Origin of the sequence: Methylobacterium sp., from assembly GCF_019745455.1 — a bacterium.
GTDB lineage: Bacteria > Pseudomonadota > Alphaproteobacteria > Rhizobiales > Beijerinckiaceae > Methylobacterium.
Genome location: NZ_JAIETD010000006.1, coordinates 1 through 11,526, shown reverse-complemented (window position 1 = coordinate 11,526; position 11,526 = coordinate 1). Strand labels below are relative to the sequence as shown.

The following is an 11,526-nucleotide window of genomic DNA, read 5'->3' as shown; positions in this document are numbered from 1 at the left end:
ACGTGGCCGCCCGATGCCGCGTTGGCTCGGTGACGAACGAAGACAGACCCGCTGGCAGAGCCGCGCACGAGGTGCCAGGTGTCGCCGTTGGCGCTGACGTACAGTTCCCGCTCGTTCAGCATGGGCCTGCGACTCCGAACTGAGGCTGATCAAGCCGCCAAGGCAATAAGCCGGCCGCCATCATGCCACAGCGACCGATCGCATGGTCGTCCGCACGTCGAGACGCGTGTAGGCGCCTCGGATGGATCACACCGCCCTCGCCATCATGCTGTCCGCCCTCGCCTATTCGAGCCTCATCGTGCTCGCGATGAGCCGCTGAGGTAAATTTTCACCGTTTTACCCAATGCCACCCCGGTGCAACCCAGCCCTCTGATGGAGCAGCACCGAATTTGTCGGTGCTGCTAAACCATTGCGAATACAAGAAAAGTGGTGAGGGCGCTGCGGCGCGAGCCCAGGACCTGCAGATTAAAAATACATTTGCTCAAGAGACAGCTCAGCATACTCAACGACTGCTCTGTCCGAATTGGAGAGAACAAACGGGTGCCATCAGAACTGGGAACGATGAATTTGGACACAAATCAGAAATGGCCTTCGTGATGCTACGTTCGACTATCAGGTGAGGTCGAGGATGATTCCGTTCTGGATCGATACCCCGACCAGATTATGATTCTCCTGGCTTTCAGAAAAACCAATCAAGATCTCGCCGCGAGATCGCCCGTCGTTGAGAGCCTGCAGCCACTGCGAAAAGCCTACTTGATCCGGAGCGCGATCCAACACATTTCGATAGAGCGTCGTCACGAAAGTCTCGTTGGTTGAATTCGCGCCATACCGGCTGCTGAACTCGGCTGATCCAGCGAAGGCATCAGCCATACCACGCAACTGAAGGCCTTGGTCCGCGAGTTTAATGTTGTGTGTTAGTCCAGGACGATCTGGGGCACGATCAAATGCAGCCTGATACAGGCGATATACTTGTCCGGCGGTTCCGTCCTCGTCAAATCTCACTCTTATATCAGCAAGTTTAACTTCGAACGGGTTAATTACAACATCAACTTCTTTGGTCAGGTTATCTGTTAGTTTATACTCTTGACCGGAAGAGTGTTGTATAACAACCTCTGTTGAGTTCCTAAGATCGACAACTGTGCCGCCGCGTCCTTTGAACAGATATGTGTCGCTGCCGGAATTGCTAAATTCTGTTACGCTAGAGCCGTCTGCTCGGAATACGATTGTGTCGTTGCCTAACCCAGGCTGGATGCGACGATATGTAGTTTCTGAAAGATAAATTATATCAGAAGAATTCGACGACTTGTAATCTCCTGGGAGACTTGTTGATAGATCATAAACAGCACTGACGGTTTGATATCCGGTCACGAAACCGGTCGGTTTCATTTTACCGGCTGAAAATGCATGATCCTTCAGGCCCACGCCTTCGTCGTAGGAAACTCCAATAAGTTGCTGCGATAAGACTTCAACAGCATCGCCATAACGTTGCATGGCTCCGTCGAACTGCTGAACAGCAATGCCGCGGGCGTTAAAGGGAGCTATTGATACCCGCTCTACTGCGGAGAGTATTCCAACAATAGAAGACTGGATTTCGAGGTCGCGACTGGCAAAATTAACGTAGCTGGTACTTGAATAAACAAAGGTCGTAGGAAAGAGAAACGGCATAATTTGCGCGTACGTGCTAAAATAATCATTATGGAATGATTTGAATTTCGAAAGAGCATCTGCGTAGCTAAATGAAGTCGATAGCGTGCCGATGGAAAGATAGCTGTTGGCACCCAGTCCACCTAAAGTACCTAACTGCTCTGTTGTTGACCCGGGTGATGCTTTTGTAGCTTCAGGAAACGGCGTTAGATTGGGGGTGTACACAGGGTTACTAGGAGATGAAGCGTTGGCATCTACTGGAAGTGATGGTTGAATAGTAAGAGCCACGAATTTCCCCATCATAAAAAAAAATATTTTAATATTAATAGCCAAGTTTCCTTACAAATGCAATCTTCAATTTACTACCTAGACTCATTCGAGCGACGGCTTTGGATTCCTTGAGCATCGATGATTTTGGATTTCTCTCCGAGGCTAAAAAATAAAGACTATAGCTGTGTATGTTAAAGGATTAGGGCCATAGTGATAATTGGCCGCTATGGCTGTGAAATCTGTTACTAGATTGGCTGTCACACTATAAAATGGAGAGAAAGTAATGCTCCTGCGTCTTTGCCTTCATCGCTGCTTGAATGGCTGATCGCCGTCACCCCTCGGTGTCCTTCCGTATTGTGAGAAGCTCCGGGCCTTGGCTGAAGGATTGGATCAGGTGAAGGACGGAGTATGGCCGTTCCCCGCACTCGGGTATGGCTTTGCGCCAAGGCCTTGTGGGCGCTGGCGCGGGGGCTCGAACGCAAGAGGTGAGGATTTATCTCTGACCCCGCCCTGCCCTGTCTCACACCGAGGCCGAGGTCCCAGCAATCGTCGAGATGAGTGAGCAAATGGTGCGGCACTGCAGCGAAGACGCGGACTAGCGGCGAATCATCATCAACGGCGTGAAGAAGCTCGAAGTGCGCTGGAAGGAGACCAGCGCCAACCGGTTCGAGGCTGGATCAGCGGCCGCTCATTGAGTGGAGTTGAGACACAGGTTGCCGATCCTTGGACACAGCGTCCTGTTGGACGCTGGCCCTGTCGAGGCTAAATGACTACAAATATTGAAGTTATTGGTGAGCGCGCTGGGGCTCGAACCCAGGACCTACAGATTAAAAGTCCGTTGCTCTACCAGCTGAGCTACGCGCTCGCGCCCGTCTGCCGAGCCGGCCCGTGGGCGGCTGTGATGGCTCTGTCGGAAGCGACGCCCGCAATAGGGGCTGGGCGGTATGGGGTCAACCGGTCGCCGTGCCGCCGCCATCTTCCCGTGGGAGCGCGCTAGGGATGAACGTGCAGACTGAATTGCCGTCGCGGCCTCGCGCATGGTGGCGTTTCGCCGCCCATTGCCTCCTCGCAATCGTCGGTTTCGGCCTCGCGGCGATCGGAATCGTTGCAGCCACGGACCCTTACGGCCTGCGCGCGGCCCCCGGCAGGCCGCCCGGACCACTGATGGATTCCAACCAGCGCTTTCTCTACCCCCAGATCGTCCGCGGCGGCGCCTACGATTCCGCGGTGATCGGCACCTCGACGGCAAGGCTCCTCGATCCGGTCGATCTCGACCGCGCCTTGGGCGGCCGCTTCGCCAACCTCGCCATGAATGCCGCTACGCCGTTCGAGCAGCGGGCGATGGCGCGTCTCTTCCTGGCCCATGCGCGCCCCCGCACCCTTCTCCTCGCCCTCGACTCGACCTGGTGCGAGGCCGATGCCGACATGCGGCTTTTCACGCCCCGGCCCTTCCCGGCCTGGCTCTATGAGGAGGGAGCCTGGTTCGGTCCTCTCCGGCAGGTGAACTGGCAGAGCCTCGTCACGGGAGGCGGTGTTCTCCTGCACCGGCTCGGCCGTCTGCCCGAGCGCATCCGCGCCGACGGCTACGCCGTCTTCACCCCGCCGGAGTCGCATTACGATGCGACCCGCGCCGCGCAGCACATCCGAGGGGGCACGGCGATCGGCGAGGCCGACCCTCCGCCTTCGGACCGGAGCGTCTCGGGGCCGATGCCGGCCCTTACCTGGCTCGACGAGCTCCTCGGCCAGGCTCCGGCCGAGACGACGAAGCTCGTCGCCTTCATGCCCGTCCATGTCAGGGTCCAGGGCGCTGCCGGCACGGCGCGGGGCGAGCGGGAGGCGCAGTGCAAGGCTCGCGTGGCCGAGATCGGCCGTGCCCGCGGCGCGACGGTGGTGGATTTCCGCATCCCCTCCCCCGTCACGACCAGGGACGAGAATTACTGGGACGCGCTCCATTACCGCCTCCCGATCGCACCGCGGATCGTCGCCGGGTTATCCGCGGCCCGAACGAAGGCGAGCGACGATCCGGACGGGCTCTACCGACTCCTGGCGCGCTGACGCATAGGCCCGAGAGGCGGCCGCCGGCTCTCGGAAAAAGCCGATGCGAAAACAATGAGCTCAGGCCGCCGCGCGCTCGGCCTCCGCCCGCGCCCAGGCCTCCCGCGTCTCGGCCGCGAAATCGAGGAAACGCCCTGCCGCGATCGCCGCGCGGATGCCCGCCATCAGGTCCTGGTAATAGGAGAGGTTGTTCCAGGTGAGCAGCATCATCCCGAGGATCTCGTCGGTGCGCACGAGATGGTGGAGATAGGCGCGGGAATAATCCCGCGCCGCCGGACAGGACGAGGCCTCGTCGAGGGACCGCGTATCCTCGCCGTGACGCGCGTTGCGCAGGTTGATCCGGCCGTGCCGGGTATAGGCGAGGCCGTGGCGGCCGGCCCGCGTCGGCATCACGCAGTCGAACATGTCGATGCCGCGCTCCACCGAACGCAGGATGTCGTCGGGCGTGCCGACGCCCATGAGGTAGCGCGGCTTACCCGCCGGCAGGTGCGGCTCCACCGTCTCGATCATGGCGAGCATCACGGATTGCGGCTCTCCCACCGCGAGGCCGCCGACGGCATAGCCCTTGAGACCGAGATCGACCAAGGCCTTGGCGCTCTCGATCCGCAGGGCCGGTACGTCGCCGCCCTGGACGATCCCGAACATCGCCTTGCCGGGCTGCTTGCCGAAGGCGATGCGGCAGCGTTCGGCCCAGCGCAGGGACAGGTGCATCGCCTTGGCGATCGCCGTCTCGTCGGCGGGCAGGCGCACGCATTCGTCGAGCTGCATCTGGATGTCGGAGCCGAGAAGGCCCTGGATCTCGATCGAGCGTTCGGGGCTCATGTGGTGGGTCGAGCCGTCCACATGCGAGCGGAAGGTGACGCCCTGCTCGTCGATCTTCCGAAGTGCGGAGAGCGACATCACCTGGAAGCCGCCGGAATCGGTGAGGATCGGGTGCGGCCAGTTCATGAAGCGATGCAGCCCCCCGAGCCGCGCCATCCGCTCGGGGCCGGGGCGCAGCATCAGGTGGTAGGTGTTGCCCAGCACCACGTCGGCGCCGAGGTCGCGGACCTGGCCGGGATACATCGCCTTGACGGTGGCGGCCGTGCCCACCGGCATGAAGGCGGGGGTCCGGATGGTTCCGCGCGGCATGGTGATGGCGCCGGTGCGGGCGGTGCCGTCGGTGGCGTCGACGCGGAAGGTGAAATCAGATGAGAGGTCGGACATGGGCGCTCTCATAAGCGCTGATCCGGCGCAGGCAAACGCCGGCCGGGCATCCGCCTAGCGACGGCGCTCGGGAAACAGCAGACTCGAATCCCCGTAGGAGTAGAACCGGTATCCTCCCGCGATGGCGTGCGCATAGGCCGCCCGCATGGTCTCGACCCCTGAGAAGGCGCAGACCAGCATGAACAGGGTCGAGCGCGGCAGGTGGAAATTCGTCATCAGGGCGTCGACCGCGCGAATCGGGACACCCGGCGTGATGAAAATCTCGGTGGGGCCGGAGAAGGCATGAAGGCGGCCGTCCTCATCCGCCGCGCTCTCGAGCAGCCGCAGGGCGGTGGTGCCGACTGCGACGATCCGGCCGCCTCCCTCGCGCACGGCGTTGAGCGCATCGGCTGTCGCCTGGTCGAGGAACCCGATCTCCGCATGCATGCGATGGTCGTCGGTATCGTCGGCCTTCACCGGCAGGAAGGTGCCCGCCCCGACATGCAGGGTCACGCTGTGGCGCAGGATGCCGGCCTCGTCGATCGCCACGAAAAGGTCATCAGAGAAATGCAGGCCCGCCGTGGGGGCGGCCACGGCCCCGGCCTCTCGCGCATAGACGGTCTGGTAATCGACCGCGTCTTGCGCGTCGGTCTCGCGCTTGCCGGCAATGTAGGGCGGCAGCGGGAGCTCTCCGGCGAGCGCGATAGCTTCGTCGAGGGCCGGTCCGGCGAGATCGAAGGCCAGGGTGATCTCACCGCCCTCTCCCTTCTGGGCGATGGTGGCGTCGAGGCGGCCGGAGTCGCAGGCGGCGTCCGTATTCCGCCCGAAGCTGACTCTGTCCCCGACGGCGAGGCGCTTTCCCGGCCGGGCGAAGGCGCGCCAGCGGTCGGGCGCCTCGCGCAGGTGCAGCATCGCCTCCATCCGTAGGCCCGGCGATCCGTCGCGGTGGCGGATGCCGTGGAGCCGTGCCGGGATCACGCGGGTGTCGTTGAAGACGAGGGCATCGCCAGGGCGCAGCAGGTTAGGAAGGTCGCGGACGGACCTATCGTCGAATGCCGCTCCGGGGCGCACCACGAGGAGGCGGCCGGCATCGCGCGGCTGGGGTGGCCGCAGGGCGATGCTCGCCTCCGGCAGATCGAAGTCGAACAGATCCACGCGCATCGCGCGGCTACAGCATGGTTTTCGGCCGCGGATCAATCTCGGCACGGAACCAGGACGCTTGGTCCCTGTTCCCGCCAGGTCTCTTGCTGCCCTGACGCCGAAAAGGACCTCCATGCCCTGGTACGCCGTCAGCCCCCGCGATCCTGCAGACCCGCGCTGGCCGATGCCGCAGAGCCCCGTGATCAGGCTGAAGGCGGACGATCACTCCGACGCCCTGGCGAAATTCCTGACGGCTTATCCGAGCCGGCCCTTCGGCACGCCGGCCTGGCCGGTCCCCGACGCCGGGGCTGCGGGGTTCGGCGCCGACGGAGAGGGCCTGACGGTCGAGTCCTCCGAAACGCCTGCCGCCCCGGTCCAACCATGAGCGAAGATGTCGAACCGACGGCCGGCGGGAGGCGCGTGACCCTGGATCAGCAGCTGGTCGCCTATTGGGAGCGCCAGGCGCAACGCTTCGATCGCCTCGCGGCACAGGCCCAATGGGGCTGGATCGCCCGCGGCTATACCCGCAAGGCGGAAAGATCCCGAGCGAAGGCGGAGGTCAGCCGGCTGCGAGAGGCGGGGCGGAAAAACCCCAAACACGACCCTTCCGCAGAAAGCACGTCGGACGCAGAGCCATCGTCGGGCTCCGGTGACGCCACCTGAGAATGCGGCGTTTCGGGAGAGCACGGCTTAGCCCGAGCTAAATCCTGTGCGAGGCGGTTCAACCTGTGCCGTGGCCTTGTGCCGGGTCGGGCGGCTATGAGCCTCCCGGCCGGCGGTACCGCTCGCGGACCCGGCCCGAGACCGCCCGGACGACGCGATGGACCGCGACCCGATGGACCGCACCCAGAAAGCCGCCCTCGCCAGCGCCCTGATCGGCGCCGTCGTCACGGCGTTGAAATTCGCCGCCTATGCGCTGACCGGCAGCCTCGCGCTCTATTCCGACGCGCTGGAGAGCATCATCAACGTGGTGGCCGCCGGGTTCGCCTTCGCGGCCCTGCGGGTCGCGGCACGGCCGGCCGATGCCGAACATCCGTTCGGCCACCACAAGGCTGAATTCTTCTCGGCCGTCATCGAGGGTGCGCTGATCATCGTCGCGGCCCTGCTGATCCTGCGCGAAGCCATCCACGGTATCCTCGAACCGAAGCCCCTCGACGCTCCCTTGATCGGTCTTGCCGTCAACGCGCTGGCCACCGCGATCAACCTCGCCTGGGCGACCGCCCTTCTCGGCCGCGGCAAGGCCTGGAGCTCCCCTGCCCTGGTGGCGGATGCCCGCCACGTCATGGCGGACGTCGTGACCTCCGGCGGCGTGCTCCTGGGCGTCACTGTCGTGATGATGACGGGGGTGGCCGTCCTCGATCCGATCATCGCCGGTCTCGTCGCCCTCAACATCCTGTGGTCGGGCTGGGGGATGGTGCGCGAATCCGTGAGCGGCCTCATGGACGAGGCCGCGCCGGCCGAGATGGTGGCCAAGATCCGCCGCCTCATCTCCGACCACGGCGAGGGCGCCCTCGAGGCCCACGACGTGCGGACCCGCCATGCGGGCCAGGCCACCTTCATCGACTTCCACCTCGTCGTTCCCGGCGAGATGACCGTGATGGAAAGCCACGCCATCTGCGACCGCCTGGAGACCGCGATCGAAACCGCCTTGCCGGGCGCGGTCGTGGTCATTCACGTCGAGCCCGGCGAGCATGCCAAGGCGCGCGGGCTGCCGGTGATCTAGCCTTCGATCACGGTCGGCCCGAACACGTCCTCGAACGCCGCCCTCAGCGCCATGTCGACCTCCGCCATGCTGACGATCTGGCCGAGGTCGAGGAGGCTGGTGACCCCGTGGCCGGTGATGCCGCAGGGCACGATGCCGGAGAAATGCGAGAGGTCCGGCTCCACGTTGAGGCTGATGCCGTGGAAGCTCACCCAGCGCCGTACCCGGATGCCGATGGCGGCGATCTTGTCCTCGACTCCCTCGCCTTTCTCGGGCCTGCGCACCCAGACGCCGACGCGATCCTCGCGGATTTCGCCGCGGATGTTGAAGGCATCGAGCGTCGCGATGATCCAGGCCTCGAGGGCCGCCACGTAGGCGCGCAGGTCGGGCCGGCGCCGGTTGAGGTCGAGCATCAGGTAGGCCACGCGCTGGCCGGGCCCGTGATAGGTGTACTGACCGCCCCGCCCCGTGCGGTGGACGGGAAAGCGCTCCGGCTCGACGAGGTCGGCGTCCCGTGCCGAAGTTCCCGCGGTGTAGAGCGCCGGGTGTTCGAGGAGCCAGACCAACTCGGGCGCCCGGCCGGCCGCGATGGCGGCGACCCGCTCCTCCATGGCGGCCACGGCCTCCTCGTAGGCGACGGGCGAGTCGCTGATCCGCCACGCCACCGGGCTCTCATCGGCGGGTTTCGAGAAATCGACGTGCCGGCGGGCCGATCGTAGGGTTTCGTTTACCAAGACTTCACCATCGGGCGTGGACAGTCCGGCGGAAGCCGCCCTCGGTCGGCTTCATAGCAGGAGAGTGCGGGCGTGGCGGTTCTCGAAGACCTCAAGGTCGATCTCACGGTGGTGCTCGGGCGGAGCCACATGCCGCTGCACATGCTGCTGCGCATGGGCCGCGGCGCGGTGATCGAGCTCGAATCCACCGAGACCGATATGGTCGAGATCCTCGCCAACGACCACCCGATCGCCCGCGGCCAGATCGTCGTGACGGGCAACCGCATCTCCGTGGAGGTCACCGAGCTCATCCGCAAGGCCGAGGTTGTGCGGCTGCCCGGCGTCACCATCGGCGAGGGCGCCGTGCCGGTTCTCGAGAGCGGCGTCGACTTCATCTGAGCCGAAGGATTTTTGGATCGGACAAAGTCCTTTGCTGGCAAGACCTTGACGGATGCCGAGGCTGCCACGCAGAGCTACTCTCTCGTCCGAAGCGACTTGCGGCGCTTGTCGCGGCGAAATCGATCTGTTATCCGCTGCGCCGCTCCACACGAACCCCTGCTCGTCCCTCCGGACCGGCGCGGCCTTCGTGGCGACGATGCGGCCATGGCGGAATTGGTAGACGCGCTAGCTTGAGGTGCTAGTCCTGCAAGGGGTGGAGGTTCGAGTCCTCTTGGCCGCACCAACTTGAATGAGTTGGTGTTTTTCATCTGAGCTTCCGATTGCTCCGAACGAGCCGGATCGGTTTTTGCAAAATCTTTTGCAGGCGTTGTTCACTTAGCGTTCCTGCGGCGAGCTAGCGGTCCAAGACTGACGCTCGATACCGTCCGCTCCCGACCTTTCTCCGACCTTCGGATCGTCCGCTTCCGGGCAGCCTAATTGAACTGGAGCGGATGACTGAAATGCGCGGCTGCTTGCCCGTCCGCTTTCGAGCAGATGAGTGGCGAAGCGGACACCCGTAACAACCCTCATCACCTTTTTTGTTTGGGTTGGCACACTCGGCGCACCCAGCCGCTGTCGAACGATCCTTAGGTCTCGGCTGTTACAGCGTGCTCGTCCGGTCCAGCTGACCACCCGTTCGGAGAACAACGTCGATGCCTGCAGGTGCCACGGCCGAGTTGCCAGCCTCGGCAGTTCCAACGCCAGTAGTGCCGGATCATGGGTCAAAAGCCGGCTTCTTGACCCTCACCCTTGGCTCCGTTGGCGTGGTCTACGGTGACATCGGCACCAGCCCGCTCTACGCGCTGAAGGAGTCGCTGCATGCCGCGACCGGAGGAGGCGGTCACCAGAGCCTGACCCGCGAGATGGTGTTTGGCGTCGTCTCCCTGATCCTCTGGGCGCTGATCCTCATCGTCACCATCAAGTACGTGCTCATCGTCCTCCGAGCCGACAACAACGGTGAAGGAGGGACGCTCTCACTGGTTGCCCTTGCCCAGCGCGCGCTCGGACATCGGGGTGGTGCGGTCATTCTAATTGGTATGGCGGGAGCGGCCCTGTTCTATGGCGATGCCATCATCACGCCGGCAATCTCAGTCCTATCCGCTGTCGAAGGCCTGAAGCTCGTCACGCCCGCATTTGGTCCTTACGTGCTGCCCTTGAGTATCGCCATCCTGGTTGGGCTCTTCGCCGTCCAGAGTTATGGCACGGCGCGCGTCGCAACCTTCTTTGGTCCGATCACGGCGCTGTGGTTCGTCGTCATGGGCATTGGGGGTCTGAGCCACATCGCCGACGACTGGAGTATCCTGAGCGCCTTCAACCCGGCCCATGGCATCGGTTTCATATTCAGCCACGGTACGGCCGGCTTTCTGGCACTCGGCGCCGTGTTCCTCGCGGTGACGGGAGCAGAGGCGCTCTACGCCGACATGGGCCATTTCGGCCGTTCACCCATCCGAGCGGCCTGGTTCGCGCTCGTACTGCCGGCTCTTGCCCTGAACTATCTTGGCCAGGGTGCGATGCTGCTCGCGCATCCAGAGCACATCGAGAACCCGTTCTTCCTGCTCTACCCCTCCTGGGCCCTTCTGCCGATGGTGCTGCTGGCGACCGTGGCCACCATCATCGCAAGCCAGGCGGTCATCACCGGTACCTTCTCGATCACCCAGCAGGCGATGCATTTGGGGATCCTGCCGCGCCTCCGTGTCCTGCGCACCTCCGAGACCGAGAAGGGGCAGATCTACATTCCGCTCGTGAATTGGTGGCTCCTCGTTGCGGTCGTGTTCCTCGTTGTGCTCTTCAAGTCGTCCAGTGCGTTGGCGGCGGCCTACGGCATCGCCGTGACGGGCGACATGGTCATCACCTCGTGCCTGCTCTTCATCGTAGCCTGGAAGGCTTGGCGCTGGTCACCTGCTGTGGTCGCGATGGTGATCGCACCCTTCCTGCTCATCGAGCTGGTGTTTCTCTCCGCCAACGCTCTCAAGCTGCTTCAGGGCGGCTGGCTGCCGCTGACTGTCGGAGCCGGGCTGGTCTTCGTTATGTGGACTTGGCGGAAGGGCTCGGATCTGATTGTCGAGGAGATCCATCGGGCGCGCCTGCCGTTATCCGAGTTCATGCAGAAGACCGAAACGGCTTCGTTGCAGCAAGTTCCTGGAACGGCCGTGTTTCTTACGGGCACGCCGGGCGACACGCCCGGAGCGTTGTTGCACAACCTCAAGCACAATCGCGTCCTGCACGCCCACAACCTGATACTGACGGTGCACACTGAGGATGTGCCACGGATCACCGATGGAGAGCGCGTAACCATAGAGCGGCTATCGGACGCCTTTTCTAGCGTGAGCGTTCGCTTCGGCTTTATGGAGTTTCCGGACCTGCCACGCGCCTTGGCCG

Annotated in this window: 10 protein-coding genes and 2 tRNA genes; 7 read left to right on the top strand and 5 right to left on the bottom strand. The window is 63.4% G+C overall.

Annotated features, from left to right (window positions below):
* Positions 1–612 precede the first annotated feature (612 nt).
* Together K2Y56_RS01130 and K2Y56_RS01125 are read right to left on the bottom strand one after the other, a co-directional pair.
* Complete coding sequence (locus K2Y56_RS01130; RefSeq protein ID WP_292503960.1) at positions 613–1,977, bottom strand: DUF4214 domain-containing protein; 1,365 nt, start codon at positions 1,975–1,977, stop codon at positions 613–615.
* 726 nt (positions 1,978–2,703) lie between these two features.
* A tRNA-Lys gene (locus K2Y56_RS01125) sits at positions 2,704–2,779 on the bottom strand.
* A 134-nt stretch (positions 2,780–2,913) separates the two neighbouring features.
* On the opposite strand from K2Y56_RS01125, the gene K2Y56_RS01120 reads away from it, so the two are divergent.
* Positions 2,914–3,969, top strand: coding sequence for a hypothetical protein (locus K2Y56_RS01120; RefSeq protein WP_292503958.1), 1,056 nt, complete (start codon positions 2,914–2,916; stop codon positions 3,967–3,969).
* Between the two features lie 60 nt (positions 3,970–4,029).
* On the opposite strand, the gene tgt is transcribed toward K2Y56_RS01120, so the two are convergent.
* Together tgt and queA are read right to left on the bottom strand one after the other, a co-directional pair.
* A complete protein-coding gene (tgt, locus tag K2Y56_RS01115; protein ID WP_292503955.1) occupies positions 4,030–5,187 on the bottom strand; it encodes a tRNA guanosine(34) transglycosylase Tgt in 1,158 nt (385 codons plus the stop codon).
* Between the two features lie 42 nt (positions 5,188–5,229).
* The gene (queA, locus tag K2Y56_RS01110) at positions 5,230–6,315 is read right to left on the bottom strand and encodes a tRNA preQ1(34) S-adenosylmethionine ribosyltransferase-isomerase QueA (RefSeq protein ID WP_292503953.1); all 1,086 of its coding nucleotides are present in this window, start codon (positions 6,313–6,315) and stop codon (positions 5,230–5,232) included.
* A gap of 112 nt (positions 6,316–6,427) precedes the next feature.
* Here queA and K2Y56_RS01105 point away from each other — a divergent pair, with 112 nt between their 5' ends.
* From K2Y56_RS01105 to K2Y56_RS01095, 3 genes are all read left to right on the top strand, one after another.
* Positions 6,428–6,679, top strand: a complete 252-nt coding sequence (locus K2Y56_RS01105) for a hypothetical protein (protein WP_292503950.1) — start codon at positions 6,428–6,430, stop codon at positions 6,677–6,679.
* Between the two features lie 35 nt (positions 6,680–6,714).
* Positions 6,715–6,957 carry a hypothetical protein gene (locus K2Y56_RS01100; RefSeq protein ID WP_292503947.1) on the top strand — a complete coding sequence of 81 codons (243 nt, stop codon included), beginning with the start codon at positions 6,715–6,717 and terminating at the stop codon, positions 6,955–6,957.
* 172 nt (positions 6,958–7,129) lie between these two features.
* Positions 7,130–8,017 carry a cation diffusion facilitator family transporter gene (locus K2Y56_RS01095; RefSeq protein WP_292503964.1) on the top strand — a complete coding sequence of 296 codons (888 nt, stop codon included), beginning with the start codon at positions 7,130–7,132 and terminating at the stop codon, positions 8,015–8,017.
* Here K2Y56_RS01095 and lipB read toward each other — a convergent pair.
* Positions 8,014–8,661 carry a lipoyl(octanoyl) transferase LipB gene (gene lipB, locus K2Y56_RS01090; RefSeq protein ID WP_292503961.1) on the bottom strand — a complete coding sequence of 216 codons (648 nt, stop codon included), beginning with the start codon at positions 8,659–8,661 and terminating at the stop codon, positions 8,014–8,016. The genes K2Y56_RS01095 and lipB overlap by 4 nt on opposite strands.
* Before the next feature lie 141 nt (positions 8,662–8,802).
* Here lipB and K2Y56_RS01085 point away from each other — a divergent pair, with 141 nt between their 5' ends.
* The 3 genes from K2Y56_RS01085 to K2Y56_RS01075 all read left to right on the top strand — a co-directional run.
* Positions 8,803–9,108 (top strand): FliM/FliN family flagellar motor switch protein, encoded by a 306-nt coding sequence (locus K2Y56_RS01085; RefSeq protein WP_292503945.1) that lies wholly within the window; start codon positions 8,803–8,805, stop codon positions 9,106–9,108.
* 198 nt (positions 9,109–9,306) lie between these two features.
* Positions 9,307–9,391, top strand: a tRNA-Leu gene (locus K2Y56_RS01080).
* Between the two features lie 409 nt (positions 9,392–9,800).
* The coding region (locus tag K2Y56_RS01075) for a potassium transporter Kup (RefSeq protein ID WP_292503942.1) at positions 9,801–11,526 on the top strand (1,726 nt) is incomplete at its 3' end.

Coding starts and splice junctions, on each gene's coding strand:
- K2Y56_RS01120 (WP_292503958.1), top strand. CDS start 2,914: ATGAACGTGCAGACTGAATTGCCGTCGCGGCCTCGCGCATGGTGGCGT.
- tgt (WP_292503955.1), bottom strand. CDS start 5,187: ATGAGAGCGCCCATGTCCGACCTCTCATCTGATTTCACCTTCCGCGTC.
- queA (WP_292503953.1), bottom strand. CDS start 6,315: ATGCGCGTGGATCTGTTCGACTTCGATCTGCCGGAGGCGAGCATCGCC.
- K2Y56_RS01105 (WP_292503950.1), top strand. CDS start 6,428: ATGCCCTGGTACGCCGTCAGCCCCCGCGATCCTGCAGACCCGCGCTGG.
- K2Y56_RS01095 (WP_292503964.1), top strand. CDS start 7,130: ATGGACCGCACCCAGAAAGCCGCCCTCGCCAGCGCCCTGATCGGCGCC.